This is a genomic window from Sedimentibacter saalensis, assembly GCF_007830175.1.
GTDB lineage: Bacteria > Bacillota > Clostridia > Tissierellales > Sedimentibacteraceae > Sedimentibacter > Sedimentibacter saalensis.
On sequence record NZ_VLKH01000004.1, the window covers coordinates 79,716 to 106,694 of the forward strand.

The window sequence follows — 26,979 nt, forward strand, 5'->3', positions numbered from 1 at the left end:
TATAAAACATTAACTTACGAGACAACCAAATCAATCCAATTATCACCTGTATATTCATCAATATTTTTCACTAATTTTTGAATATAGTTTACTGCTTTTTCTTCTCTTGCATACCATATCATAGATTGTCCAAATCCATAAGTCCGCTTTTTAGCAACCGGTGCATCCCATGCATGTCTATGCCTCACTCCCTGAGGAAGTAACACGCAACCACCTTTTTCTGCAATTATATTATAGTTTTGAGTATAGCCTGTATCAAATTCCGCTTTTTCATAATTCCTAAAAACAGTAGCATTTTTATACCATCCTACAACAGAAGTTTCATTAAGGTCAGTTGTTGCACACCATACAACTAATACACCTTCAACAAATTTTTCTTTTTTAAGTAATTCACAACCTGAAATATTTTCAAAATGCAATTCATTGTTTTTTATTTTTGACGTAGATTTTGTTTCCACAAAGCCAAGACAATAAAATTTGCCATCATCCAATTCTACCGGTTCAAAATTAAATTCCTCATGTCCATATCCATTTTCCTTAACATAACTACCACCGTTATATGGAACATCTTTATTACTAGCCCCTTTGTAATATTTCATACTAGATATTTTACAAAAAAGAATCTTCATTACTTTCACCTCAATATTCAATGTATTATATTAACGGTATCACAGTCAATCCATCCGCTACTCATTATAGAGCGAAAGTTAGTTACCTTAAATCTTTTAAGAAACATCATTTAAACTTCATCCTTAGCAATAATAATATAAATTTAGTATCTTTTTTTCTATATGACACTCTATCATTATCAACTAAACTCATTAAAATCATCCGCATCTTTAAATGCAACATCGCATTCGAGCGCTTCAAAATACCTGTGACCACCTGCAATTTTAGCCGCTCATATTCCATTAACTCGTCCAAAAGACCTAATGCCAAAAGTTTATTATATTTAAAGCCTCTGGACTTCCATTCATAAGTTTTATATGGTAAAACAAACACATAATTTATTAGCGTATTTAATGAAGTGCTTGTGTTAGCAGCATGAATAGTTGTATATCATCCTACCATTTAAATAATTTTCTGAACATTATTAGAAAACAAAAGCGCTTCCTAAAAATAATTTGATATGAAAATAAGTCCCAAATGTTTTTAGGGATTCAAATTAATCATAAATGTTTTTAATTTTTATATATATTATTAATTCAACTACGACTCTGGGAACTGACAATGTGTGACGGTATCTGTTTTCCCATTAGAATTTTTATCAGATACCTATGATTTAATTTTTGATTGTATTTTTGACATGAGCCCCCCTCATTGTCTGGTATAAATTTCTGCTATTTTCTCATTTTAATAGTATAACATATGAGGTGTACCATAAACGGACAACAACGAATTATTTATCCAAAAGTTTTATCATACTATCCCAACTCCCGTTATAGAAAACATTTTCACTTTATTATATTACAATTTATGACAATTTTCAATTATTAATATAAATTTCAAAGTTATGTTTAAAATCAACAAATTTCAAAGTTATGTTTAAAATCAACTTATCTAATTTTTACGATTAATTATACTTCAGCACATTGAAAACCTATACATTTATTCACAGTCATTTTTAATTGCAGCTGAGTAATCTCATATTTTCAACAATGATGAGATCCTTCACTACCGCTCAGGATGACATAAATAGACTTTTTGAGTGAACTCAGATTATATATTCAATACAAAATTAACCTATCCCCCATATCTTCCACACCTCCTTGACAACAACATTTCATTGTGATATTATTTAGCTCACAGGGGAGCTTAATGAATTAGGCTGAGAAAAGAACTACTCCAATGTTCAAAACCCTAAAACAGTAAAAACTGTTTGGAACCTGATCCAGGTAATGCTGGCGTAGGGATTGTATATATTGGCGTATACCTTTAGGATTACAACCTCTTCCATTACCTGGAGAGGTTTTTATTTTACAAATACTAAATTCTAGGAGGGCTTTATGCAAGCAAATGTAGCTATTCAAGTATTACCACACGTAAATTCAGATGAAGAGGTTATCCGTATTGTGGATGAAGTAATTGCTTATATTAAGAGCACTGGATTAAACTACTATGTGGGACCAAGTGAAACAGCAATTGAAGGAGATTATGACCAGTTGATGGAAATTGTAAAGAACTGTCAATTAGTAGCAGTAAAAGCAGGAGCTCCAAAGGTATCTGCCTATGTAAAAATTAGTTTTGCTCCGGATGGTGGTGTACTTACTATTGAAAAAAAAGTTACAAAACATCATCAATAAAATATCTCCATATCTTGCAATAGTTGTCATATTAATTGTTTGGCAGCTGTTGTCTTCTAAGGGAGTTGTGCCAAAGTATATGCTTCCTTCTCCTGTTGATGTGGTGAAGGCATTCATCAATGATTTTCCATTGCTCATGGAGCATGCACAGGCAACATTAACTGAAGCATTTTTAGGTTTAACCATAGGAACTTTACTTGGATTTGTTATAGCTGTTTTAATGGACAGGTTCAACTTTTTTTACAAATCTGTCTATCCCATCATGGTTATGACACAGACGGTTCCTACTGTAGCCATTGCTCCTCTTTTGGTGTTGTGGCTGGGATATGGCATTTTGCCTAAAATTACACTAATTGTTATTACAACATTCTTCCCCATAGCCGTAAGTTTGCTGGAAGGATTTAAATCTGCTGACACTGATGCAATAAATTTGTTGAAGGCAATGGGAGCAAACAGACTTCAATGTTTCATACATATTAAATTGCCCAGTGCATTAAATCAGTTTTTCTCAGGATTAAGAATTTCGGTTTCTTATTCTGTTGTGGGAGCAGTTGTTTCTGAATGGCTGGGAGGTTTCACTGGACTTGGAGTTTATATGACAAGGGTAAGAAAATCTTATTCCTTTGATAAAATGTTTGCTGTAATATTCTTTATTTCAGCAATAAGCTTAATATTGATGTTTGCAGTATCATTTCTAAAAAAAGCTTCAATGCCATGGGAAAATACAAAAAAAGAAAATTATTAATATTAATTGAAACAAAATTTGAAAGGAATTAAATTAAAATGAAAAATATAAAAAGAACATCATTTTATCTGATTGTTATGGTGGTGCTTTCACTGTTTATGTTCACATCATGCAGTGCAAATAAACCACAAAATTCAAACAAAGAAACAAATGAAAAAGTAAGAATAGTACTGGACTGGACACCTAATACAAACCATACAGGTTTATATGTTGCTCAAGCAAATGGCTATTTTGCAGAACAAGGACTTGAAGTTGAAATAATGCAGCCACCTGAAGACGGAGCTGTAGCTTTGGTTGGCGGAGGCGGAGCTGAATTTGGAGTAAGCTTCCAAGACAGTCTGGCACCAAACTTTGCTTCTGCAAATTCAATGCCTGTTACAGCTGTAGCTGCATTAATTCAGCACAACACTTCAGGGATTATTTCATTGAAAGAAGACGGTATAGACTCTCCTGCTAAAATGGCAGGACACAACTATGCAACATGGGATATGCCAATAGAAAAGGCAATCATTAAAAAAATAGTTGAAGATGACGGGGGAAACTTTGATGAAATTGAAATGGTGCCAAGCACAGTAACTGACGTTATTACAGCATTGCAAACAGATATTGATACTGTGTGGGTATTTTATGCATGGGATGGTATTGCAACAAAAGTTAAGGGGTTGGATACTAATTATTTGAACTTTGCTGATTATGGCAAGGAACTGGATTACTACTGCCCAGTCTTGATTACAAATACTGAATATGCACAGGAAAATTCTGAAACTGTTAAAAAAGCATTGACTGCCATAAAACAAGGATATGAATTTGCAATAGAAAATCCTGAAGAAGCAGCTCAAATATTGTTAGAGGCAGCTCCTGAATTAAATCCTGAAATAGTTGTAGAAAGTCAAAAATGGCTTGCTGATCAATATATTGCAGATGCAGAAAAATGGGGATATATAGACCAGGACAGATGGGACAGTTTCTACGGATGGCTGTTTGAAAACAAATTAGTTGAAAATGAAATTCCTGAAGGCACAGGATTTACTAACGAATACCTTCCAAAATAAATGATAAAAAAGATTAGAGGAAAATTATGAATAAACTAACTACTAAAAATATAACCGTTTTTTATGACGGTTCTAAAGTAATAGATGATATTTCCATAGAATTGAGACAAGGTGAAATTGTCAGCATTTTAGGAGTTAGTGGTGTTGGGAAAACAACATTATTTAATGTAATATCGGGTCTTGTAATGCCTGATAGCGGCACAGTTGAACTTGACGGCAAAAACATAACTGGTACGACAGGCAATGTAAGTTATATGCTGCAAAAGGATTTGCTTCTTCCCTACAAAACTATAATTGATAATGTATCTCTCCCCTTGATTATAAGGGGAGAGAAAAAATCAAAAGCAAGAGAATACACTGCCAAATATTTTGAAGAGTTTGGTTTGTCAGGTACTGAATACAAATATCCAAGACAGCTGTCAGGGGGAATGAGACAAAGAGCAGCTCTTCTCAGAACATATCTTTTTTCAAACCAGGTTGCATTGCTGGACGAACCTTTCAGTGCGCTGGACAACATTACAAAAGGCAATATGCATCAATGGTATCTGCAGGTGATGGAACAAATAAAACTTTCCACATTTCTTATTACTCACGATATAGACGAAGCAATATTGCTGTCTGACAGGATTTATATTATTGCAGGTAAACCCGGCAAAATTACAGAAGAAATAATAATTGACGAAGCAAAACCAAGACATAAGGATTTCATTGTTAGCGAAAATTTTATGAATTATAAAAAGCACATTATTAAAAGTCTTGAATAAACGTCAAAAAAGTTAGGAGTAAATTATGGCTATATTTGATAATGTTGCATCTGATTATGATGCATGGTATACAGATATAAAAGGAAGCTTTGTAGATACAGTTGAAACAGATCTTGCTTTTAAACTGATAAAAGTTGAAAAAGGAATGAAAGTTTTAGACGTTGGCTGCGGAACAGGAAACTTCAGCATAAAGCTTGCAAAAATGGGCTGTGATGTTACAGGAATTGACATTTCAGACAACATGCTAGAAATTGCACGCAAAAAAGCAGAAGCAGAAAATCTAGGTATAAAGTTTTTACACATGGATTTAAATGATTTAAATTTTATAGAAAATGAATTTGATGCAGTATTTTCCATGGCTGCATTTGAATTTGTTGATGATGAGGATGCTCCAAATGCCCTGGAAGGAATGTTAAATGTTGTAAAAAAAGGCGGACAAGTATTGATTGGAACCATTTCAAGCAACAGCAGCTGGGGAGAATTATATCAGGATGAATCATTCATGAAAAACACAGTATTTGAATATGCTAAATTTAAAACCCTGGATGATATGAAAAACTGGAATAAAGAAAAACTTGTTGATTTTGGTCAATGCCTATTCATTTCGCCCCTTTCCCCTGAAGAGGATTACAATTACGAAAAAGAAAATGAATTAGCAGGTACTGCTGTGGGAGGTTACATATGTGCCCTTTGGAAAAAGTAGCTTCATGTCAATTAACATTCACCCCCATAGTAAGTGATAATTATATGGACGATGTAAAAAAAGTTCTGGATATTATAAACAGTTCAAATCTTGAAAACAGTGTTGGAGTTCTTTCGACTTTCGTCAGAGGCGAGAAAAGCAAAGTTTTAAAATTGATAACTGATATTTATGAACACATGGACGGAGTAACAAAATTTTCAATGGATATAAAGATTTCAAACATATGCGGCTGTGGACAATAATTCACAGCCGTTTTTTATTTAGTATTTTCCCAAGAATGATGTTAAAATTTATTACTTCATAAGTAGTTTAAAAATCAAAGCCAATCTGTCGCCTATGCTAGATGAACTAAAAAGGTATGCAATGAAATTTTTGCATACCTTTTTCTATTATATTTACAATGGTTATTAATTATTTATTTAAAGCAGCCGCAACAGATTCCCCTGCAAGTTTGCCGGATGTAACTGCCCATGAAAGCATGCATGTAGGCATAGATTCATATCCATGGATACCTCCAACATTTTCCCCGGCAGCATACAGACCTGAAATAGCTTCATTATTTGCATTTAAAACTTCAAAGTTTTCATTTATACTGAGTCCGCCTAAAGTTGTAGCAAACCTAAGTTTTTGTTCAACTATATAGTATGTCCCGTTCGTATCAAGCGTGAATAACTCTTCACGACCAAATTCAGAATCCTCTCCTGCTGCAACCATCTTGTTCCAATTATCTATAGTTTCTTTTAAGGCTACCCCCTCAATTCCAGCAGATTTGGCAACTTCTTCAATATTGTTGCCACGGCGAAAAATAGGAGTTCCATCAGGTGTATTGAACCATTTTTCTTGCTCTTCAAATGTGAACTTTCCAGCAGCACTTGAATTTTCATCACCATTTGCCAGTACGCTCCATTTATCCCAAGCTTTTTGATCCATTACCAAGTAAATTATTTTATCAGTTTGTTTTTTTGTAGCATTTTTTATTGAAACAAAATCTAAATTTTCATCTACAACACGCTTGCCTTCTTTGTTAACATATATTGCGCCTGTGTTTTGTGTTGTTTGCATGCTGTGAACAGTTGCCACCCTTCCTTTACCGGGCTCGACTTCAATTCCCTGAGGATACATTTTCACATAGTCCATGAATTTTAGTTCTGCTCCTGCATCTTTGGCCATATTAATGCCGTCACCTGTTGAAGACGAAGCTCCATAGAATAGTACCCCATCCAAAGCCTCAGAAAGCATATCAGGATTATTTCCGAAGCCACCTGTTGCCAGAATAGTTTTTTCAGCCTTTATATTAACTGTATTGCCTTCGCCATCAACTGCTACTGCCCCAACTACAGCATCTCCATCCATTATCAGGCTTTTAGCTTCTGTCTCCATCATTAAAGTTCCACCGGCAGCTTCAAATTTCTCAGCCAGAACTTCAAGCATCTTTATACTTTTACCCGTTACGTAGTAAGAACGTTGAACAGAGTGTTCAGGAAAATTAGAGAATTGATTTTCAATAACTACTCCCATATCTTCTATAAGCCAATCCAGTGTTGGTCCCATCTCATTAGCCCATAACCAAGTTAACCTTGGATCATTTGCATACTCTCCACCTTTCATTATATCCATAAATATTTTTTCAGGTGAGTCATCAGTTAATCCGAAAGATTTCTGCAATTTGGAGCCTCCGCCGGCGAGACCACCGGCAATTGAAGATGCACCGGCGAAAGAAGCAAGTTTTTCAATTAATATTACATTTTCAACGCCGTTCTCCATTGCAGCATTTGCAGCAGTAAGTCCTGCGCCGCCTGCTCCTACAATCAATAAATCTGCTTCTTTTTCAATTGATTTTGCTTCTTCTTTAATTGCTTGAGATTCAGCTGATTTCAGAGACTCTACATCTCCTCCAGCCTGTTGTACGCAAGAAGTTACTGCCTCGATGATTCCTTTAGAACTGTTTGTTGCGCCAGTTACAGCATCAACTTTTAACGTTTGTCCTTCGACTATCTTAGTTGGAATTCTTTCGATAGCCGGGTCACTGAGCCCAGCAGTTTCACTGTGTTCGATTACTTTTATGCTCTCAATTGCAGCATCTGTAAATGTAACCTCAACTTTAATTGTACCATTGTTTCCTTTTCCTTCACCAGTATAAGTTCCTGCATTATACAATTTTTCAGAACTCTGCTGTTCCGTTTTCTGAGTTGTTGCACTTTGTTGTGAACAACCTGTAACCATTGATACTATCATTAAAACAATAAGCATCAAAGCGGTTAAAGATTTCAAATTTCTTTTGAACATAATTTTCTCCCTTGTTTAATCAATTTTCTGAAAAACATACTGTAGTATGTTTTCTGGTATGTTTCATATTATAATCAGTAATTAATTGTTTGTCAAGTAACAAACAACTTTATAATTTAAATTGGCTTGACATTAAATTATAAAATTATTACAATTAAGAAAAATAAATAAAATAAATATTAACTAGGATGATAAGCATGTCGATTAATATAACATCTCAAGAACAAAAATCTGCACAGACGAGGCAGATTATTTTAGACTCAGCAATAGAATTATTTAAAAAATATGGCGTAAATAAAGTTACAATTGATGATATATGCAATAACTGTGAATTAACAAAGGGCTCATTTTATTATTATTTTCCTTCAAAGGACTACATAGTTACTATGTCTGTCAATTCAGGTCTGGATAAATACATAGCAGAAAATTATTTTTATGATGTAAAGCTTCCATTTAAAGAACAATTAATCAGTTTAAATTTTTGTGCGTTTAATTATTTCAAAAAAATAGGCAAAGAAATAACCCGAGCATCATATGTAAGTCAAGTTAATTCATCAATAGATGTTCGAGTAAAAGGACGTTCTTATGTTGATAATCTGACTTCAATAATAGAAAATGCACTTATTAAAAATGCTTTTTCAACTACAATGAATTTTAATGAGACTTATATTCATTGCATTGCTGTTTTTACAGGTATACTTATGAAATGGTGTACGTACGATGATAACTCAAATGATAGTATAGATTGGACAAAAATGATAAAAGAGCAGTTTGGTATTATGTTTAAAGATTAAATTTAAATTAATATAACAATTTCGAACAAGAAACGGCTGCGGACAATAATCCGCAGCCGTTTTTTGTTTCATTCAAAATTAATTTTTACTAGTTTGAACTTTTGCTGTAATCTAATGAAGAATATTTTTCATCATAATCTTCACAGAACCAAACCTGGTAAACTCCAAGAGGAGATTTCTTGTTTGGAGTCAATAAGCTTCCTACATACATTCCAAGGAAAGATACAATTATTGAAATCAGGAATGGGTTAATATTTCCCATGTTTGCAACCCACCATGGTTTTGTGGCAGGGTTTGTGGATACCAGGTACAATGTGATATATGTTAAAGCACCAAGTATAACCGAAGCTGAAGCGCCTGTTGAAGTTGCTTTCTTCCAGTAGAATCCCATGAATACAGGAATATACCAAGCTGAAGCAAGAGCACCTACTGCAAAGTTTATTACCATCTGTGTCAATGGTGATGGGAACCAAGCGATTGCAACAGCCACAGCGGCTACTACAAGAACCATGACATTGTTTAGTTTTGCTGCTTTTTCATCACTTGCATTCGGCATTAAACAGTCAACTATGAAATCTTTTGAAAGGTGAGCAGCTCCTGCCATACATACACCAGCTATTGAAGACTGAATAGCTGCAAATACTCCGCAGAATATTATTCCGCCTAACCATGAAGGAAGAAGGTTTGTTGCAACATACATTGTAGTATAGTCAGCTGATTGAATATTAGGATTCAATGCGTATGTCCAAGGTCCTATCATGCACATGATTCCCTGGCAAACCGTAAATACGATACAGCTTATCATGGCACCTCTGGCGAGTTTGTAGTGGTCATTGTATGTCAAGGTTACTGACAACGCATGAGGAATACAGCCTAAACCAACTCCGCCGAATATTGCAAGTCCAAGAGATTGCCAGAAACCCCATGCATCTGCAAGAACAAGTGAAGGTTTTGTTTCTGCAGCAGTTCTCAAAGCTGCTTCAAGGCTGCCATATGTTGCAGCATTTTTTGATAACAGAACAATTGCTATCATTAAAACAGATATGAGCATTATAACGCCCTGTACAACGGCTACCTTCGCAAGAGATTTAATGCCTCCTGACAAAGTGTAAATTATTGTTACAATTACAGTTAACAGCAAGCCAAAGTAATATTGTCCTGACCCGGTAGCAACTGCAAAAGCCTTTGCTCCAAGAGATATCTGACCAACAGCAAAGAACATCAAAAATGTTGCTCCGGTTATAGCCATTGCACCGGAAAATACTTTAGAATTAAATCTTAATCTCAACAGCTGAACAAATGATATTGCTCCAGTTCTTGCTCTTAATATTGCTGCTTTTCTTCCTACTGAACCTAAGCCGAATGCTGCAGTCAAAAATCCAGGATAATAAATGATACCTGTTGCAAAACCAACTGCATAAGTGAGTCCGGGAGCACCGAGCATTGTTCCGCCTGCCATACTATTTGTTGCTGCAATCATTGCAATTGAGAAAGCTCCAAGTCCGCCTCCTCCTGTAAGGAATGATGCCAGTTTGCCGCCCTTCTCATTTCTTGATTTGTATTTGACAAATAATCCAAAACCAACAATTAATACTGAATAAATTGCAAATATAACCATCATTGTGGTAGATGTAGAGTTGCTGATTGAAAAACCGCCTAAATCTTTCATTATTTAACACCATCCTTTTCTCTTGCTGTGAGTGGAAACTTCTCCCAGTTTTTTATGCGGAACATTCCCCAAACCATTGTAGCCAGGTACATGCCTGTTGCCCCAAGCCACCAGAGCGGGAATCCCATTACATATTTTACGTCTGATGCATCGCCCTTGCCAGATCCCACAGAAAACATAAATATTGTTGCAATTATTACAACAGCAACCGTAACCCCATGAAACAATATAAAGTCCTTTTTGTTTGCTTCAAATCTTCGATCTATGTTGTCTATATCTTTGACATCATAATCGCGGCTGTTTAAATCTAACACTTTGTTTTTTTCCATTTTTTCCTCCCTGATTTTTTAATTTATAAGTGCAGATAGGATATTTCAATTTTATTTAATGCAACCCTACCATAACCTTCTGTTAAATCAACCAATCCAAAACATCTTTGATTTTACTGTCCAGATAATCCCAATCCAATACAGCATTGTCCTCAGAATATTTGTAATCTGTTAAAATCTCTTTTGCCTTGTGGTTCAAAAGCTTGTTTGAAACTGAATACATATCATTTTCTGCTGCACATGAATGATAGAATCTTGGCATTTGTCCGTTAGATACATTAACTTTCATAATGAACGGAAAGTCATCATATGAACCTTCACTTACTTTCAAACTTCCGAAGATGGTTTCGAATTGTTCTTTCTTCTCAGCAATATTATCCATTGCCCACTGCAAGTCCATGAGTCCTGACAAACTGAATACTGCTCCGAAAACATCTGAGTATTTCATTCCTAATTTCAAGGCTCCGAAACCACCCATTCCAACACCGCCTATGAATGTTTCCTCCTTCTTTTTAGAAACAGGAAGTATTTCTCTTACGTAGCCCACTAATTCATGACCAATGTATTCATCCCATATGCCTTCAGTGAAAGTCTGCAGGAATGTAACTTCAGTATCATGGTGCAGCCCAGCCTTATCTCTTACCTCATATTCCGTATAAAAACTTCTTTTTGCTTCCGGCATAATAATGATTATGCCTTTTTCGTTTGCATATTTTTCAAGCCTCGTCTGTTTCATCCACTCTGTGGGTGAATCTGTTTCATCATGAAGAAGGAAAAGTACAGGGTAAGAACTCTTGAACGATCCTTTTTGTATCTGTGGTGATGCTGCACAAACAACATGCTTTTTCTGTGGAATTATTGCTGTAAAAGGAACAGGAAATCCTACATTAAAAGAACTATAATAACATTTCAAAGTAGCCATACTTATTTTACCTCCTCTTTCATTCTGCCTGATAACCATTCGATGAAGCCAATAAGGCCTGCATCATCCTTACCCCATCCGTGAATACCTAGAGTCTTTATAGTTGTGTAATCCATACGAAGTTCCTTGCAATACTCATAGAATTCCTCATTTATCTTACCCAGGTAGTCTTCTTCTGTTCTCGAATGAAATATGGCTGGTTTTACTCCATCTGAATTAATCATTTGATCTATTAAATAATAGAAATCATATTCCGTATCTTTGACTTTAAGATCCTTCCCAAACATTATAGAATGTTTTACTTTCAAGAAATCTCTTGTTGCCACTGCCCATGGCATGTTTACCATGCCGCACTGAGTTCCCACATAGCCATATGTTTCGGGATGATTAAGTCCTGCAGTCATTGCACCAAACCCGCCCATTGACCAGCCATAAATTGCCGTATCTTCCCTTTTGTGTGATAGAGGGAACAAGGCTCTTGTTATTTCAATCAGTTCATCACATATAAATGATTTAAATTTATAAGCATATTTGTAATCACCATGATAATCTGTGAAGAAACTAAAATCGCAGTTTGGCATGATTACCACGATTTCTGGGAATTTTTCACCTATTATTTTATAAAGTTTTGTATCTCTGATCATAGATGTATGATCATGAAGACCTCCATGCAAGAGGTACAATGTAGGATATTTTTTCCCTTTATTTTTTTTTGTTATGCTTTCTTCAGGCAGTATGGCAGTAAATTCCGTATACATGCCTATTGCTTCTGAATAAAAATCTCCGGTTACTAAAGACATCTTTTCCTCCTAATAAAAGTATGTAAATTATAGCTGTGCTTTTACATTAATGTATAAGCAAAGAACGTGCCAACAAAATAACTCTTAATTTTAATAGAAAATGCTTGCTATTCTGAAAAAAAGGTGGTATTTTTATTCTAATTTAAGCTTGTAGTTCGCTGTTTCGCGAAAATGTTTTCGCATTTTGGCGAATTGCGAAAATAACAAGGAGGTATATATGGAAGTTTCAACCCTAAATGAAAATGAGAAGCGCGAGTATCAATTGTTAAAAGTTCTAGCTGAGCACTACTTTGGCAGCATGATGATCATAGATAACAAAGGCCGCTTTCTCTACGTCAATGAAGGCTGCTGCAGACTGTTGGGTATTGACCGTGAAACGCTTTTAAGTATTTCCATCTATGACACTCTGCATGATTATTGCCACGCTTCCAGCGCATCCTCCATAAAAACGCTGGAAACAAAAAAGGAATGTCTTAGCAACCACATACTGGAGGAGTCAGGAAGGCATATTTTAGCTTTGTCACGCCCTCATTTTGATGATAATGGAGAACTGCAGTTTGTGCCGACATATAGCTGGGATGAACATGAACTTTATGTATTGCTGGAAAAATTTGATCAGGAACGTAATAACGTCCGTAACATTATCCGCTTTATGCAGGGTACAGATGAGATTTCTAACATGTTAATTGCAGAAAGCCAGTCCATGAAAACTTTGCTGGAGTATTCCGAGCATATTGCAGCTGTAGACAGCACTGTTATTATCTACGGTGAGTCCGGAAGCGGCAAGGAAGTATTCGCTAAGTACATTCACGCTAAAAGCAATCGGGCTAATCAGGTTTTTATTCCTATTAACTGCGCCTCGCTTCCTGCTTCCTTGCTTGAGGCAGAGATGTTCGGTTATGAGAAGGGCACATTCACCGGCGGCAACAAAGACGGAAAAATCGGCTTGTTTGAATTTGCTGACAAGGGTACTGTATTTTTGGATGAGATTGGCGAAATGCCTTTGGAACTGCAGGCTAAGCTATTGCGAATTATAGAGACTGGTGAAATCAAACGTCTTGGCAGCAATCAAATTATCAAAAGCGATGTACGGATCATTGCAGCTACCAACAGAGATTTACTGGAAATGGTTAGAGAAAAAACCTTCAGAGCAGATTTGTATTATAGGTTGAACGTACTAGTGGTAAATGTTCCACCATTGCGAAGCAGAGTTGATGATATTTTCCCCATATCGTCCTACTTTGTACAAACATTCAATAAAAAGTATGGCTTTACAAAAAGGCTGAGTTCGGATCTTATCAGCGTGATGGAGAGCTACTCCTGGCCCGGAAATGTCCGGGAACTTCGTAATACCGTTGAACGTATGATGGTAGAAAGCAATAACACCCTCATTAGCGTAAATTCTTTTCGAAAAGGTGATACCGTCATCGTGGAAAGATCAACTCCACCAACCTCCTCTGATGGTGAACTTTTATCCTATCAGAAAGCCATGGAAAACTATGAACGAAGTTACATCTGTTCTGTTATGGAATCCTGCGGCGGCAACATTCGATCTGCCGCCAGGAAAATGGAACTGCATATTTCCACGCTATACCGAAAATTAGAAAAACTTGGTATTCAGATTCCTCAGACCACTGAAGAAAACACCTGATTATGCTGGAACTTTTATCCATACAAAAGCGGCTGTGGTTACTATCCACAGCCGCTTTTTTCTTACTGATTACCATTGATTATTGTACCAGACAAGATCCATCTCTCAGTCCAAGACCGTTTCCTAATCCGTTTCCACCCACGCCTCTAAACTGGCCACCAAATCCTCTGCCCTGGACATTATTTCCAAGTCCAAGTCCCTGGCCTTGGACGTTGCCCATCATGCCGCCAAATGCTGCTCCAAAGCTCTGTCCAACTCTTGTTTCGCCTGTTCCGTCACAAACAGTCTGATTTTCTTTTATTGCTTCTATTATCTCGTCAGCTTCTTCCTGAGTCATTGTTCCTTCTGCAACTCTTTCATTGAGAATTGCTATTTTGCTTTCCAGCATTGCTGCCTGGAATTCTTCCAGTGAATCATAGTTTTTTGCTACACCGCCGTATGCTATTCCGTTCTGGAATTTTTCCGCTGTAACTTCTTCAACTGCTTTTCCTGTAACATTTGCTGCAATTTCTGCAGGTGTCAATGCTGATACGGCAAATGCCGTTACTGATGTTGTTCCTATAGTTAATACCACTGCTCCAAGTACTGCTAATTTTTTTAAATTTGTCATTTTAATGACCTCCTTAAATTTAGATTTATTTTATAAACTAAATATAAAGAAGTTATATGGCAAAATTGTGTTTTTAATATTTCATTTTTAAGGAATTTTTAATTGCTCTGAAATTATTAACTTTAATCATTGTCTGTAATGAAAGTTAGTTTTGGAGAATTTATTCTGATATGAATATTAGTAGTACCTGCTTAAAACTTTTCCTAGCCTTTTTATACCCTCAACAATTTTTTCTTCAGGCATGCATGAATAATTAACCCTGAAAAAGTTCTTGTGTGAGCTGTTTGGGAAGAAGCTTGCTCCAGGAACATAAGCAACATTTTCTTTTATACATTCTTACATGATAGTAGCTGCATCCACCATAAAAACCTCCTAAAACTTTTCTTTATATACTACAACTTTTGGATCTCTTTTACAATATTAAATACTGCCATATTTTAAGAAAATATAGTAATAGAAAACCATGTTTATCATCTCCAAACATGGTTTTCTTGAACTTTGTATAGCACTGTGAATTGAGTTTTGGAAATTAATTTTAAAGCATGTGACTTACAGTAGCTGCGTTTCGCTTAAATTAATTGACTATTCATTTTGATTCATAGCAATATTCTAAAATGTATCAAAGCAATTTATATAAGTAAATATATTATGAAATTTATGAGTAACTATGTTTTTCATAGTGAAAGTCAAAACAAAAATCAGAACCACACATGAAATATGGCATATATTAATATAGTAAACTTTAAGAAGGAATGGTTATATGGACAAAGAAAGAATGGGTTTTGAAGATATAATTAGAACTTTAGGTATTGATAACACTTCTGAAACAGTCAATGAAAATAATGTATCTAACAATACATACAAGGCCTTAGTTTCATGCATTACGTCACTGCCTCCTAAGCAATTTATTCTTTTGTCATCCTTGATCGGTATTTTATTAATTGACAGCATAGAAGCAAAAGATCAAATTATACTTGGGAAATTTATCAATAATATTGGTCAGACTATTTTAACAGCCGCTGCTCAGGAGCAAATAAATAATAAAAAGGAAAAATAAACCTCAAAGGCTCTCATCCTTTGAGATTTTTTATATAATATTCTATTTAACACATTTTTGTACATATTTAATGGGAACATCCATCTTTTTTGCTGTTTCTTCTACAGTGAGACCGCTCAGCAAAAACCGTTTACATACTGTCTTCATATTTTCTCCAACTTCAATGATATTCTTCTTTTAAAATTGAATACATATAACTATCTTCAAACCCTACATTGCTTTTATATTTTTGCTTTGCTAAGCCTTCTAATTTCATTCCTGCATTTAACATCACCTTTCCAGACGCAGGATTGTTTGCAGAATGATAGGACTCAATTCTGTTAAATCCAATTGTTTCAAATGAAAACTTCAACACCGCCTTCAGCGCCTCTGTTGCTACTCCCATTCCCCAGTATTTTCTACTGATGCTGTAACCAAAATCTCCGCACATATCACTTTCATTAACCACAAACAAACCAATAGCCCCTATTGGTTCATCGCTATCTTTAAATGTAATAGCCCATTGATAAAAATTATTATTTTTATAGCGATTAACCCAATCATTTACCTTTAATTCAGTTTCCTTTATGCTTTTATGATGCTGCCATCTCATGTACTTGCTTACTTCACTGTCACTAGTCCAATTGTTATATACAGCTTCTGAATCGTCATGAGTAAACCGTCTCAAAATTAATCTGTCTGTTATAATAGTTATACTGCCAACATGATTTAATGCGATAGAAGGAGTATTTATTTTCGTTTCTGCAATTGCATCTTCTAACATATTAAACAAAGCTTCTGGAAGTTCTTGTCTTTTCATAGATTTCATACCTTTCTAATATGAGTTTGATAAAATATTTTTTATTCTTAAAACATAAAACAAGCATAAAATTTACTAATACTAATTTAGGGAGTGATTAAATGTTTAATGATTTTATGACCGCTGATGTACTAACAACCTTTGCGGGTATCACTGGTGCTACTATGCTAATCGTACAGTTTACTAAATCTTTAATTAAAAATAAACTAGGAGATTCATTTGTAAGAATTTACAGTTTTATAATATCATTAATTCTGACTTTCTTTTTTGCTAATACAGGCAAAGAGGCACAAGATATTATAATGATGATACTAAATGCTATTTTAATAACCATAACCAGCATGGGAGGTTATGAGATGATCACCGACCCTATGGCAAAGAAGAACAAATAAATTAATAAGGGGCTGAGGTTTAATTTAAACTTCAACCCCGCAGCATCTTTAGTAACAAATATTCCCTATATCTTTTTGTGAAATTCTGGTTCCTGTTTAAATTGAACCATTGTCAAACACTGCCTTTAAACGGCTTTGCTTTTCTGCATACATGGCATAATCGCTCCTATGTATGGTTTTTTCCATATCATCCCCGTTATGAAATTCTGAAACACCAATGCTCACAGTGATAAAAAAATTATTTTTTTCCACATAAAATGGCTCTGAAAAACTTTGTTTAATTCTTTTTATTATGCTTTCTATGTTTCTGTCATTGTCCTTTACGCTGACAAATGCTACAAATTCATCTCCTCCAAAGCGGCACAATACATCTGTTTCACGATGAAAGCATTCCCTTAATCTTTTAGAGCTTTCTCTCAAAATTTCATCACCAACACTGTGTCCATAATCATCATTTATATATTTGAATTTATCCAAATCAAAAAACAATACATAAAGACGTTTTCCATCTTCGACTTTGAATCCTTTTTTTATAAGTCTGTTTAAATAGTATCTATTATATAAGCCTGTAAGCGAATCCGTTGTAACTACCTCTTCCAAGTAATAATTTTGTTGAATTATCTGAACTAAGTTTTCAATTACAACAACCGAATAGCTTATTAAAAAAAAGAAGGTTCCTATGGGTAATATGTCATAGCCTATGTTCATAAACGAATCTGCCAGCATGCATATTATTACAGATAAAATACCAACTATTATGATTTTAACTCCTGCCATCTTTCTTTTTAAACCTTTAAGCAACACATAGCCAAAGTAAGGAAAACTTAATACACATAACCAAATGTATGGTTGCAGGAGATTAGCATAAATTTCATTATCAGTAAACACGGTTATAAATATGCTTATTGCTATAAAGAATTTACATGCGTTATGGACATACTTATTTGGCGTTGCATAATTCATTGAATTAAAAAACATGCCGAATAATGGCAGCATAAGATAACCGGTTAGAAACTCCATCCTTGTTCCTGCTTCCCAGGATAAATTATATATAAAATCATAAAACAGTTTATAATTTGTCAGCAGAACTCTGATAGATGTTAAAAGACATATAAAAGAAAAGTATAAAAGCGGTTTAAAACTTCCGTTTATAGAATAAAGTCCCAGGAAAAATAAACTTAATGTCATCAAGGAAGAAAATAGAAATATTTGTTGCCGCTCCTGTTGAGAAGAATATTTGTACATCATATTTTCGTCCCCTAACAAGGCAATTCTCCAAAAACCTCCGTAATTGTATGAATAATTAGATATTTCAATTAACAGTTCAACATTACCATCTTCGTCAGGCCTGAAATATCCAAGCTTTTTCTTCATTTCAGGTTCATGCTCCTCTTGGGTATATCCCACCCGACCAGCTTTTAAAACTTCATTTCCATTGGCTGTAAGTCTGTAAGCGCTTGTTATGCTTAAAATTTGTATGCTGTAATGTATGTCCTTGTTTAATCCGGAAATTTTTAATTTATATGTTGCTGTTCCATAGGGGTTATTGCCCATGTTTTCATTTCTTTTAAATATATGGGGTACATCAACGTATTCTTCAGAAGTTGATTTTTCAATATCCTTTATCATCAAACCATCATAATATTGCCATTCACCTGTTAATTTTAGCAGTGTAGATTCATCCCATTCATTTAAGTCAATTTTACCTTTTTCAGATTGTACCGTTTTTAGTTCAACGTCATTATTGGTTACACTAAAAATAGTAATGCTAATCAAAACAATTATTAGAAGTATGTACATGTACCTTAAGTAATTTTTCATTATCTCCGCCCAAAAGGAATTTATTTTTATATGTTTAATATTTAATGTATAAATTTTCCATCGTCCCATTATATAACATTTATTGTATGTTTTAAACATATTTTTACTTTATACACTTTATTTCAATTTATTAAACAGAAACATTTCCTCGCCATATACTAAAAGAAATGGATGGATTGTGTCTACTAACTATATAGACACAATCCATCCATTAAAATCCCCCCAACATTCATGATTGCTAGCTTTTTAAAAACATTTGATAATTATGTTTATTGAGGGTATTGATTAATATGCTTACAATTATTCTATTTAACTGACCGCTGTTTGTTTAGTCACATAGCAATGTGTTTCATTTGCACCTTTTCTGTTTCATTTTATTAATATTGCAGTATTACTATTATCATGCCATTCTACATTAAACCCAAATGCTTCAAAAATAGCCCTAACGGGAATGAATGTCCTGTTATCATTTATTACTGAAACAGTATCAAGTTTGACATTCTGCCCGTTTACTTCTATATACTTTTCACCGGCAGGTATCTTAACGATTATGCCATCCTTTTCTGCTGTTATAATTTGATTTTTGCTGTCATAGCTTACTTCTGCTCCGATTGCTTCCATTGATTTTCTTAGAGGAACCATCAATCTTCCGTGATTATCAATATATGGAACTCCATAACCTTCTGCTTCCTTAAAAACAAGTTCTCTGTTATTTATTACTACAGTTACATAATTACTTAACTCTTCTTTTGTCAGGTGTTCTGTTCTTGAAAGCATGTCATCTATCATTGACACAATGCTGTATTGATCGTTTGTATCTTCATTTATATCAAACAGCATTAAACCTCCTGCTCGATTAAGTGCAATCACAGTTTTTTCTCTTAATGTATTGATGCCGTTGTAATAGGACTCAAGAGGTGTTGTAGGAGCATAATCTGTAAAGGCATATTCAGTATTTTCAGCTACAAGGTGTCTGTACTGCTTCCAGCTTGGTTTTGCATAAAGGGGAATTCCCATTACAATCTTTTCTGGAGGAAGACCTCTGTTGAGCCAATAAGAAATGGAGTTTTCGAAAAACCATACGGGGCTGTGATCTGCATTGTTCATATCATAAGCCATTACATTTATGAAACTGAATCTTTCAAGACTTCTTTCCGTAATAACGCTGGTATCCTCAGCTGCCCAATTTTCGTACCATGAGCCGTTAAGGGCTGCGGTCAATTCTTTACCCTTCACTTTTAGTGCATCACTTAATTCTATAACAAGTTTTTCATAAATGTCTGCTGTGCTCTTATTTGGATGCTCCCAGTCCAGTTCAACGCCATCCAGATTGTATTCATCAACCATTGCACAGACATTACCAATGAAGATTTTCCTTTTTACATCTGTTGAAGCTAATTCCTTAAATACAGGTTCCAGTGCATTGCCTTCATATGACCATCCCCCCAATGAAATGAAAACTTTTGTTCCATCTCCATGGGCCTTCTCCACAAGTTCTCTTAACTGCTCAGGATTTTTCAGTTCATGCAACGTTCCATCTGTTTTTGGAATTACAAAAGAATACATTATATGAGTCAATTTATTTGTTTGAATCTTTTCAACAGATTCATTAAACAAATCTCCGGAATAATACCCAACAACTTTGAAATCATTTTTGTCTATTCTGTCATATGATGTTTTCACATTGATACAGGCAGATGTTATGGGCAGTAATAATAATAGTAAAATTAAGAGTACTATTGTTTCATTTCTTTTCATTTGTTCCCCCTGCTAGAAAATATTGCGGGGACGTACCTTTATTTAAAAAGTCCGCCCCTTAAGTTTTAAGTTCATTTGTTCTTATTGTTTTGTTTGCTTTCAAAATTGTTGTTGCTGCTTTTACTTGAAAAGCTATTGCTGCTGCTTTTAATCATTCGTTCTACATTTTCATTTAATACATTTTTTCCTTTGTCATGGAACGTATTGTTCAGTTCATAAATCATGTAGCTGTTTTTATCTGCTAATTCGCTGTTATTTCTGTATGTGTCCTGTTTTTCGTTATATTTGTCCCCTTTATTGTTTAATTCCTTTTCATATTTATTAGCCATGTTTTTGCACCTTTCTTTTATGTTGTAATATTTGTTATATATATTATTAGTTACATTGATTAAAATATTACAACTAAAAGGTACGTCCCATAATTAACATGATACCTCCATGAGCCATTTTTTACAACTTAGCAATTGCTCTACCTTGATGAAAAATACTCATGCTATATAAAATACTGTTTAAAAATCAATATCATTCAGCATCCTATACATAATAATGTAAGTCTGTTCTCTTGTAATATTGGTCTTTGGAGAAAACATGTCTTCGCCAACTCCCTGCATCATTTTGTTTTTAAGAACATAATTTACTGCATCCATTGCCCATGGTGACACATATGATTTGTCATTTAAATAAACATCATCTGAATCTTTGTATAATCCTAAATACTTTGACAGATTAGTAAGCATAACAGCTGCTTCTTCTCTTGTAATTTCACTATCACCGTCAAATATACCGTTTCCTCTGCCATTAACAATGCCTAATTTTAGACAGATGACAATATCATCGCTGAAACCGTCTGTTATTGGTGGATTTATAAGATCTATATTATTATTTTTAAGAATTTCTTCTCTTGAAGTGTTTTGATATTCTTCCAGGAACTCTACTATTATGCTACAAAATTCATATCTCTTTATATTAAAAGTAAACGCTGACTGGTACTCAAAGGGAACTAAATTGCTTTCAATTGCCTTTGTAACTTCTTCCTTTGCCCATGTTGAAGGACCTTTAGTTTGCTTGAAATAATCAAAATAAGTATTAAACCTTTCAGTATGATATTTTGCTGCAATTAAGTCTTCGCCATCAATATTTATAATTGAAATATCATTATAATTGTGAAGTGTGAGACGCTGCCCTGCAAAATTAACAATAGCATAACCGCCGCTTAATCCACCAGCGTAATATTTATCATTTATATATTTTACATCTGTAAAATACATTTTGGAATCAGCAAGCATCTCTTTTCCGGTTTCTTTATTGATTAAATATGCATACCATCCCTTATTTACAAGCATGTATTTATCAGTGGCATAATAATCTATGTAATCATATATGGGCGGTACTATTTCTTCACCATTCAAATCATAAACAGCATATTTATGTTCACCGTTTTTGTCTTCGATGACTGCTGTAATAAATCCGTCCTTGACTTCTGAAATGTTATAATACTCAACAGGCAGTACTACACTTCCTTTTTCATTAATAAAGCCTGCCATTTCATCCTTGTAAACTATAAAACCATCATAACAATTCATTATGGAATCATATATAAAGGGAACAACATTTTTATTTGTTACGTCTATTACTCCAAAACGCCCTTCCTTTACAGCAACAGCAGTTTCATTCCTTGAATATTCAATACCGTCATACTCCACAGGAACTACAATTTCAGCAGTAGCAGTATTAATCAAGCCAAATTTATTATTTTTAGAAATTCTCAAATATTCACCATATTCGTGTATATTATAAATTTCATCATATTCAAATGAAAGTACCACTTCATTATCTATATTTATTACTCCATATTTTTCATCATTAATAGCAATAATGAAATTGTCATTAATGTAATCAATATATTTATATATAAATGGAATAATTTCTTCCTGTTTGATGTTCATCATTCCGTATTTGTCATTTTTACAAGCAATAATTCTGTCATCGCTGATATAATTCAGCGTATCATATACAGCAGGGATAATCAACGTCTTGTTATATTTATGGTACAAGCCGGTTTCATATCCGTCACCCTTTACATTCCTTATAATGAAATAATTTTCTCCTTTTGTAGGGTCAACATATTTATATCCATCCACAAAACATTCCAGGCCATTTTTATCGACATATATGAAACGGTTTGAATAGTCTATATGGTAACTGTCATTTCCGATTACGAAGCGGTAATAATCATCATCAAAATTTTGATTTATTCCTTCCATTCCTGCAAAAGCCAGATATTTTCCTCTAAGATTGATTAAACTTCCATCTGGTTTTAAAATATGCCAGCTTCCATCCTCAACACTTTGGACAACTTTGTCCTGACCAAACCCATCATAGTAATAGTAATCCAATGTTATTTTTTGTATGTCATCGTTAAAATCCATTCCAAAAGCAAGAGTGTCCATCGCTAATAAGAAAACACAAATTATAAACAATACGATAAATTTAATACCATAGTCCTTTTGCATGTTTCCCTCCCCAAAATTCATATAATACAAAATTTATAAATCGCGAACTATAAATGATTACTTTTCTTAATTTTCCAAACAATTATATTGCTGATGATTATTGTAAAAAGTATAATTACCCCAATAACTATTGGAGCAAAATAACCAAAACTTCTGTTTATTCGTCCTTCAATCTTGTCATACAATGTTACTTTTTCTTTAGAGTAAAGTGTAAATGACAAATCATCTTCCGGCAGTTTTTCTAAAGAAGCTGTGTAAATATTGCCTTCTTCTTTATTTAATTCAATGCTGCTATCAATAACGTACGGTGCTTCCTGTGGAGTTATAATTTTAATATTTAAATTATTAAAACTGTTCCAGTTTTTAGCAGGGTTTAAAATATAATCAAATATATACTGAGGACTTGAAGTGTTTCTTTTGTCCATTGTTCCATTTGTGTTGTAGCTTACACTTACCTGTTGGTCTTGAGAAGGAAGGAACTCAACATTATAAACCAATGTAATAACTCTCACAGAACCACTTTCAGCTAAAATATCATCCACAGTGCAAAATCCCATATTGTTTATGAAATACTTATCCAATGCACTTGCATAAAGGTTAAATAGCTGAATATCTGAGATATGTTCAAAATCTATAAAAGAATAACTCTTCATACTGTCAAACAGGTATGTCCTGACATCAACTTCTTTTTCAGTTATTTCATAAGTAAACAAATCTGTTTCTTCATTTGAGGCTCCAATGACATATCCATTGATGTCCATATTTATGTCTTCGCCTAAAACATAAATCTCTGCAATTTGAGTGTCAAAGCAGCCGGAAGTAATCCTTGCTTTCCCGCCATTCAGGCTGAATCCATTGAAATTTTTTGTAAGGATTTTTGTTTCATCCTGGTCATAAGTAAAATCAACAGTAAAATCTATTCCCTTTTCGGTAGTTGGTTTTATTTCTATGGAATATAATTTTCCGATTCCATATACCGAAAAACTTTTTGCATCATAAATGTCGTTGGATATTGTGTTTACGATTTTATCAAAATCATAGTTTTTTTCTTTATCTTCTTCAAAACTGTTTCCATAGCTGTTAACAACATTGCCTGCATAAACCTCATAAGGAAGCTCTTTGCCATTTGCAGTAATTTTTATATTATCATAATTAATATTATACAGTCTTTCAATATAAGGGAATGCCATTTGAACAGATTGTGTTTTATCAGTTGGATTAGTCATTTCATATTGTGCAGTTACATTGGCTTGAACAGAATGCAAATCATTATTTCCATCAGAAAAATCAAAAATGAGATCTTCCCTTTTAACCTTAATGGGAGAATCTTTATCGACGGTCATAATATCAGATGATGGGTACCCCTGCCAATACACGGGCCCTGAATTTGCAAAAACCATCGTAAATGAAGAAATTATAAGTATAATAGCAATATAAACAAATTTTTTCATAACATACCCCTTTGTCTATTAATAAAATATATGTATTATCATTTTTAAAATAAATTATTTGCTGTTGCTTAGAGATTCCTGAACATTTCTCAAATCTATAAACTTATCATAAAACGTTACGGTTAATAGGTATACATTTTCATATTGTTTAATAAACTCCGGGTTTTTAACAAAATCCTCAATTGTTTTGTCAGGCATCATGGACGATTTTGTTTTTATTACAGCCATAATTGGTACAGGCTCATTCAGTTCAATTTTATATGGTTCGTTTAAATACCATGTAAATGTAGTAACATCAGAACTAATACCATTGAATTCTTTCAATGCTGAAGCAATTGAATCATTTTTAACAGTAATTCTTGCCTGCTCATGATTATCTGAAATTGCAATTGTTCCTTTTAACATTTCTTTTGAATCATTTATTAAACCAAATAATGTTTCTGTCCTTGGATTTTCTGCATCAGAATAATCTGTAAATTCGTAGTGAATGCTTTTAACATCATCATTTATTGCATATTTTAACATGTAAGGGCTCATGTCGCTGTACAAGCTGACCAGTTCTCTTTCTCTTCTGTTTAACTCTATAGGTGTCACAGACATTTTGGCAGGTAAAAAAAATATATTGTTAATGTCTGTATATTGATTTATGATACATCCGGCTACAATAATAACAATCAACACAATAAAAACTCTTAATTTCATATTCTCAACAAGTCCTTTCATGTTCTCACAGCTTTTATATAAATGTAGGTCACTTGAAACTAACATTATATATGACGATTAATTTTACAATTTGTTCCATATGCTTAGTCTACATCATAACTAGCTAATAGTCCATATGCACAAAACTCCATCTTTAATAGATGGAGCTTTTTATAAGAATATATGAAAACTAGACTGCTTTTCATTTGTAAATTTTGTAATATGTTTGTCCTGCTCTTAAAATAATTTCTCTGCTTTCTGACAACTCACTGATTGTAACTAGCTGGTAACCTCTGTTTATGAGCTCCGGAATTACTTTTTTTGATGCTTCCAAGGATGATTCATATAAATCATGCATCAAAATTATATCTCCATCCTTTACATTTTCACAAATAATTTTTGTGATTGTTTCTGCATTCCTGCTTTCCCAATCACGGGTATCAATTGACCAGTTTATAATAGGCTTTTGAATTTTTTCTTTTAAAGCCTCTGTTGTTGATCCATATGGCGGCCGCATTACAAAAGGTCTGTACATGGCTATCTCATAGATTAAATTGTCAGTCTTATTTATTTGGTCGTATAGTTCTTCATCATTTAACAAAGTCAACCTTTTGTGGTCATAGCTGTGATTTCCAATTTGATTTCCATTTTCAATCATTTGTTTAACAGTATCTTCATACTTGCTTGCCTGGGACCCTAAAACAAAAAAAGTTGCAGCCGAATTATTTTCCTTCAATAAATCTAGAATTTCTTTAGTGTACTTGGATGGACCATCATCATATGTCAAAGCTATCATTGGCTTGTTCGGATCAATTTCTCTTTTGCTTTCTTGCTTTATGTCAGTTTTTATTTTCTCAATTTCCGGATTTTTGAGACTTTCATCGGTTGTTATTAAAATCTCAGTTTCAAATTCTAATATATCAGTCTGCTGATCATAGCTTTCACTATACTCTTGATTCATGCTATAATCTGCAGTGTCACTATTAATGTTAGCATCTACGTCCTGGACGGTATAAATTGAAAGCTGCATTATTAAAGATAATGAAATAACTAAAGCCCTGTTTGCCACAACATCCCCCTAAAATTTTATGTATTACAGTATATGTACATTAAAATTTAAAATTACATGGATTGGATATTTGACAAGCATATATGCTTGGATATAAAAAACACAATTATAATATTATAATTCAGGTTGATGGCAATGTATATTATTTGGGCGTTGTCATTCTGAGGCAAGACGTAAGAATCTCATTTTCTCAACAAAGATGAGATCCTTCACTATCGTTCAGGATGACAGCATCGCGGCTTGTCAATAGTCTGATTGTGTATGAAGGTGTAGTATAAAAAACTGTTTAAAGCGAATCCAATACTGTCGCAAAAAACTTTTCTGCCTTTTTTAAATCTCTATCATTGGGATGTCCTTCTGATAGTTTTCCCATGAATTCAAAAATCTTTTTATCAGTAAATTCCCTTGCATTAAAGCTTCCTTTACATGCGAAGCTGCCTCTGTATATTGCTGCTTTTTTATCCAAAAGCTTAATCAGATTATTGTTATAATATTTCATCCCAGCTCCACTAGTTGAAAAAACAAATACATTTTTTCCTGTCAGATTCAATTTGTCAACCAGCTTAACCAACTTTGGCGAAATACTCTCCCTGTATACTCCAGAACCAAACCCAATCAAATTATAGTTTTCGATGTTAATATCACTAACATCTTTTACATTCCTGATATTAATCAGCTCACAATCTGTTTTCTCAGCAAATATTCGTGCAATTTTTTCAGTATTGCTCTTATATTCAGAACAATAAACAATTAAAGATTTCATAAATTCCTCTCTTATTTTCTCTAATT

At 33.8% G+C, this 26,979-nt stretch carries 26 protein-coding genes and 2 pseudogenes; 10 read left to right on the plus strand and 18 right to left on the minus strand.

Translation table 11 applies throughout. The features are described from left to right. Positions 1 to 14: 14 nt before the first annotated feature. Entirely contained in the window at positions 15 to 599 is a 585-nt protein-coding gene (locus tag LY60_RS07975; RefSeq protein ID WP_246145394.1) for a hypothetical protein, read from the minus strand. A 1,407-nt stretch (positions 600 to 2,006) separates the two neighbouring features. Between LY60_RS07975 and LY60_RS07980 the strand changes: the two genes are divergently transcribed. The 6 genes from LY60_RS07980 to LY60_RS08005 are packed head-to-tail and all read left to right on the plus strand — an operon-like array spanning position 2,007 to position 5,809. Next, entirely contained in the window at positions 2,007 to 2,303 is a 297-nt protein-coding gene (locus tag LY60_RS07980; protein WP_145082244.1) for a thiamine-binding protein, read from the plus strand. Beyond that, positions 2,272 to 3,048, plus strand: a complete 777-nt coding sequence (locus LY60_RS07985) for an ABC transporter permease (RefSeq protein WP_170226140.1) — start codon at positions 2,272 to 2,274, stop codon at positions 3,046 to 3,048. Before LY60_RS07980 ends, LY60_RS07985 begins: the two co-directional genes overlap by 32 nt. Positions 3,049 to 3,086: 38 nt before the next feature. Then, a complete protein-coding gene (locus tag LY60_RS07990; RefSeq protein WP_145082248.1) occupies positions 3,087 to 4,100 on the plus strand; it encodes an ABC transporter substrate-binding protein in 1,014 nt (337 codons plus the stop codon). A gap of 26 nt (positions 4,101 to 4,126) precedes the next feature. Beyond that, on the plus strand, positions 4,127 to 4,864 hold the full coding sequence (locus LY60_RS07995; RefSeq protein ID WP_145082250.1) for an ABC transporter ATP-binding protein: 738 nt from the start codon (positions 4,127 to 4,129) through the stop codon (positions 4,862 to 4,864). A gap of 25 nt (positions 4,865 to 4,889) precedes the next feature. Further along, a complete protein-coding gene (locus LY60_RS08000) occupies positions 4,890 to 5,567 on the plus strand; it encodes a class I SAM-dependent methyltransferase (RefSeq protein ID WP_145082253.1) in 678 nt (225 codons plus the stop codon). After that, the gene (locus LY60_RS08005; RefSeq protein ID WP_145082255.1) at positions 5,546 to 5,809 is read left to right on the plus strand and encodes a YkoF family thiamine/hydroxymethylpyrimidine-binding protein; all 264 of its coding nucleotides are present in this window, start codon (positions 5,546 to 5,548) and stop codon (positions 5,807 to 5,809) included. Before LY60_RS08000 ends, LY60_RS08005 begins: the two co-directional genes overlap by 22 nt. Before the next feature lie 169 nt (positions 5,810 to 5,978). Here LY60_RS08005 and LY60_RS08010 read toward each other — a convergent pair whose 3' ends face one another. Further along, complete coding sequence (locus tag LY60_RS08010; RefSeq protein ID WP_145082256.1) at positions 5,979 to 7,853, minus strand: FAD-dependent oxidoreductase; 1,875 nt, start codon at positions 7,851 to 7,853, stop codon at positions 5,979 to 5,981. 197 nt (positions 7,854 to 8,050) lie between these two features. Between LY60_RS08010 and LY60_RS08015 the strand changes: the two genes are divergently transcribed. Continuing rightward, positions 8,051 to 8,647, plus strand: coding sequence for a TetR/AcrR family transcriptional regulator (locus tag LY60_RS08015; RefSeq protein ID WP_170226141.1), 597 nt, complete (start codon positions 8,051 to 8,053; stop codon positions 8,645 to 8,647). A gap of 88 nt (positions 8,648 to 8,735) precedes the next feature. Here the strand turns inward: LY60_RS08015 and LY60_RS08020 are convergent, their stop codons facing one another. From LY60_RS08020 to LY60_RS08035, 4 genes are all read right to left on the minus strand, one after another. Further along, complete coding sequence (locus LY60_RS08020) at positions 8,736 to 10,316, minus strand: sodium:solute symporter family transporter (RefSeq protein WP_246145395.1); 1,581 nt, start codon at positions 10,314 to 10,316, stop codon at positions 8,736 to 8,738. Beyond that, positions 10,316 to 10,645, minus strand: coding sequence for a DUF997 domain-containing protein (locus LY60_RS08025; RefSeq protein ID WP_145082262.1), 330 nt, complete (start codon positions 10,643 to 10,645; stop codon positions 10,316 to 10,318). Before LY60_RS08025 ends, LY60_RS08020 begins: the two co-directional genes overlap by 1 nt. A gap of 82 nt (positions 10,646 to 10,727) precedes the next feature. Next, the gene (locus tag LY60_RS08030; protein WP_170226142.1) at positions 10,728 to 11,567 is read right to left on the minus strand and encodes an alpha/beta hydrolase-fold protein; all 840 of its coding nucleotides are present in this window, start codon (positions 11,565 to 11,567) and stop codon (positions 10,728 to 10,730) included. A gap of 2 nt (positions 11,568 to 11,569) precedes the next feature. Next, positions 11,570 to 12,367, minus strand: coding sequence for an alpha/beta hydrolase (locus tag LY60_RS08035; RefSeq protein ID WP_145082266.1), 798 nt, complete (start codon positions 12,365 to 12,367; stop codon positions 11,570 to 11,572). Positions 12,368 to 12,584: 217 nt separating this feature from the next. Here LY60_RS08035 and LY60_RS08040 point away from each other — a divergent pair, with 217 nt between their 5' ends. Continuing rightward, positions 12,585 to 14,018 (plus strand): sigma-54 interaction domain-containing protein, encoded by a 1,434-nt coding sequence (locus tag LY60_RS08040; RefSeq protein WP_145082268.1) that lies wholly within the window; start codon positions 12,585 to 12,587, stop codon positions 14,016 to 14,018. Between the two features lie 79 nt (positions 14,019 to 14,097). On the opposite strand, the gene LY60_RS18025 is transcribed toward LY60_RS08040, so the two are convergent. Continuing rightward, a complete protein-coding gene (locus tag LY60_RS18025) occupies positions 14,098 to 14,628 on the minus strand; it encodes a hypothetical protein (protein ID WP_170226143.1) in 531 nt (176 codons plus the stop codon). A 177-nt stretch (positions 14,629 to 14,805) separates the two neighbouring features. Further along, a pseudogene (locus LY60_RS18180) lies at positions 14,806 to 14,964 on the minus strand (aminotransferase); the annotation flags it as partial. 424 nt (positions 14,965 to 15,388) lie between these two features. Between LY60_RS18180 and LY60_RS08055 the strand changes: the two are divergent. Then, complete coding sequence (locus LY60_RS08055) at positions 15,389 to 15,685, plus strand: hypothetical protein (protein WP_145082270.1); 297 nt, start codon at positions 15,389 to 15,391, stop codon at positions 15,683 to 15,685. Between the two features lie 42 nt (positions 15,686 to 15,727). On the opposite strand, the pseudogene LY60_RS18185 reads toward LY60_RS08055, so the two are convergent. Beyond that, positions 15,728 to 15,859 (minus strand): annotated as a pseudogene (locus LY60_RS18185) (VOC family protein); the annotation flags it as partial. Continuing rightward, positions 15,846 to 16,493, minus strand: a complete 648-nt coding sequence (locus tag LY60_RS08060; RefSeq protein WP_145082272.1) for a GNAT family N-acetyltransferase — start codon at positions 16,491 to 16,493, stop codon at positions 15,846 to 15,848. The gene LY60_RS08060 and the pseudogene LY60_RS18185, both read right to left, overlap by 14 nt. Before the next feature lie 92 nt (positions 16,494 to 16,585). On the opposite strand from LY60_RS08060, the gene LY60_RS08065 reads away from it, so the two are divergent. Further along, positions 16,586 to 16,876, plus strand: coding sequence for a hypothetical protein (locus LY60_RS08065; RefSeq protein ID WP_145082274.1), 291 nt, complete (start codon positions 16,586 to 16,588; stop codon positions 16,874 to 16,876). A gap of 96 nt (positions 16,877 to 16,972) precedes the next feature. Here the strand turns inward: LY60_RS08065 and LY60_RS08070 are convergent, their stop codons facing one another. The 8 genes from LY60_RS08070 to LY60_RS08105 all read right to left on the minus strand — a co-directional run bounded on the left by LY60_RS08070 (position 16,973) and on the right by LY60_RS08105 (position 26,953). Continuing rightward, positions 16,973 to 18,697 carry a diguanylate cyclase gene (locus LY60_RS08070; protein WP_170226145.1) on the minus strand — a complete coding sequence of 575 codons (1,725 nt, stop codon included), beginning with the start codon at positions 18,695 to 18,697 and terminating at the stop codon, positions 16,973 to 16,975. A 369-nt stretch (positions 18,698 to 19,066) separates the two neighbouring features. Then, positions 19,067 to 20,455 (minus strand): glycosyl hydrolase family 18 protein, encoded by a 1,389-nt coding sequence (locus LY60_RS08075; RefSeq protein WP_145082278.1) that lies wholly within the window; start codon positions 20,453 to 20,455, stop codon positions 19,067 to 19,069. Between the two features lie 71 nt (positions 20,456 to 20,526). Beyond that, complete coding sequence (locus LY60_RS08080) at positions 20,527 to 20,784, minus strand: hypothetical protein (protein WP_145082280.1); 258 nt, start codon at positions 20,782 to 20,784, stop codon at positions 20,527 to 20,529. A 180-nt stretch (positions 20,785 to 20,964) separates the two neighbouring features. After that, positions 20,965 to 22,968, minus strand: a complete 2,004-nt coding sequence (locus tag LY60_RS08085; RefSeq protein WP_170226146.1) for a WG repeat-containing protein — start codon at positions 22,966 to 22,968, stop codon at positions 20,965 to 20,967. A 47-nt stretch (positions 22,969 to 23,015) separates the two neighbouring features. Further along, complete coding sequence (locus tag LY60_RS08090) at positions 23,016 to 24,419, minus strand: hypothetical protein (protein ID WP_145082284.1); 1,404 nt, start codon at positions 24,417 to 24,419, stop codon at positions 23,016 to 23,018. Positions 24,420 to 24,473: 54 nt separating this feature from the next. Beyond that, positions 24,474 to 25,121, minus strand: a complete 648-nt coding sequence (locus LY60_RS08095) for a hypothetical protein (RefSeq protein ID WP_145082286.1) — start codon at positions 25,119 to 25,121, stop codon at positions 24,474 to 24,476. Between the two features lie 202 nt (positions 25,122 to 25,323). Further along, on the minus strand, positions 25,324 to 26,190 hold the full coding sequence (locus tag LY60_RS08100) for a polysaccharide deacetylase family protein (RefSeq protein WP_145082288.1): 867 nt from the start codon (positions 26,188 to 26,190) through the stop codon (positions 25,324 to 25,326). Positions 26,191 to 26,476: 286 nt separating this feature from the next. Beyond that, complete coding sequence (locus LY60_RS08105; protein ID WP_145082290.1) at positions 26,477 to 26,953, minus strand: flavodoxin domain-containing protein; 477 nt, start codon at positions 26,951 to 26,953, stop codon at positions 26,477 to 26,479. Positions 26,954 to 26,979: the final 26 nt, after the last annotated feature.

Coding starts and splice junctions, on each gene's coding strand:
- LY60_RS08015 (WP_170226141.1), top strand. CDS start 8,051: ATGTCGATTAATATAACATCTCAAGAACAAAAATCTGCACAGACGAGG.
- LY60_RS18025 (WP_170226143.1), bottom strand. CDS start 14,628: ATGACAAATTTAAAAAAATTAGCAGTACTTGGAGCAGTGGTATTAACT.
- LY60_RS07990 (WP_145082248.1), top strand. CDS start 3,087: ATGAAAAATATAAAAAGAACATCATTTTATCTGATTGTTATGGTGGTG.
- LY60_RS08090 (WP_145082284.1), bottom strand. CDS start 24,419: ATGAAAAAATTTGTTTATATTGCTATTATACTTATAATTTCTTCATTT.
- LY60_RS08040 (WP_145082268.1), top strand. CDS start 12,585: ATGGAAGTTTCAACCCTAAATGAAAATGAGAAGCGCGAGTATCAATTG.
- LY60_RS08105 (WP_145082290.1), bottom strand. CDS start 26,953: ATGAAATCTTTAATTGTTTATTGTTCTGAATATAAGAGCAATACTGAA.
- LY60_RS07995 (WP_145082250.1), top strand. CDS start 4,127: ATGAATAAACTAACTACTAAAAATATAACCGTTTTTTATGACGGTTCT.
- LY60_RS08000 (WP_145082253.1), top strand. CDS start 4,890: ATGGCTATATTTGATAATGTTGCATCTGATTATGATGCATGGTATACA.
- LY60_RS08010 (WP_145082256.1), bottom strand. CDS start 7,853: ATGTTCAAAAGAAATTTGAAATCTTTAACCGCTTTGATGCTTATTGTT.
- LY60_RS08085 (WP_170226146.1), bottom strand. CDS start 22,968: ATGCAAAAGGACTATGGTATTAAATTTATCGTATTGTTTATAATTTGT.
- LY60_RS08055 (WP_145082270.1), top strand. CDS start 15,389: ATGGACAAAGAAAGAATGGGTTTTGAAGATATAATTAGAACTTTAGGT.
- LY60_RS08095 (WP_145082286.1), bottom strand. CDS start 25,121: ATGAAATTAAGAGTTTTTATTGTGTTGATTGTTATTATTGTAGCCGGA.
- LY60_RS08065 (WP_145082274.1), top strand. CDS start 16,586: ATGTTTAATGATTTTATGACCGCTGATGTACTAACAACCTTTGCGGGT.
- LY60_RS08070 (WP_170226145.1), bottom strand. CDS start 18,697: ATGAAAAATTACTTAAGGTACATGTACATACTTCTAATAATTGTTTTG.
- LY60_RS08080 (WP_145082280.1), bottom strand. CDS start 20,784: ATGGCTAATAAATATGAAAAGGAATTAAACAATAAAGGGGACAAATAT.
- LY60_RS08060 (WP_145082272.1), bottom strand. CDS start 16,493: ATGAAATCTATGAAAAGACAAGAACTTCCAGAAGCTTTGTTTAATATG.
- LY60_RS08030 (WP_170226142.1), bottom strand. CDS start 11,567: ATGGCTACTTTGAAATGTTATTATAGTTCTTTTAATGTAGGATTTCCT.
- LY60_RS08035 (WP_145082266.1), bottom strand. CDS start 12,367: ATGTCTTTAGTAACCGGAGATTTTTATTCAGAAGCAATAGGCATGTAT.
- LY60_RS08075 (WP_145082278.1), bottom strand. CDS start 20,455: ATGAAAAGAAATGAAACAATAGTACTCTTAATTTTACTATTATTATTA.
- LY60_RS08005 (WP_145082255.1), top strand. CDS start 5,546: ATGTGCCCTTTGGAAAAAGTAGCTTCATGTCAATTAACATTCACCCCC.
- LY60_RS08025 (WP_145082262.1), bottom strand. CDS start 10,645: ATGGAAAAAAACAAAGTGTTAGATTTAAACAGCCGCGATTATGATGTC.
- LY60_RS07975 (WP_246145394.1), bottom strand. CDS start 599: ATGAAATATTACAAAGGGGCTAGTAATAAAGATGTTCCATATAACGGT.
- LY60_RS07980 (WP_145082244.1), top strand. CDS start 2,007: ATGCAAGCAAATGTAGCTATTCAAGTATTACCACACGTAAATTCAGAT.
- LY60_RS08020 (WP_246145395.1), bottom strand. CDS start 10,316: ATGAAAGATTTAGGCGGTTTTTCAATCAGCAACTCTACATCTACCACA.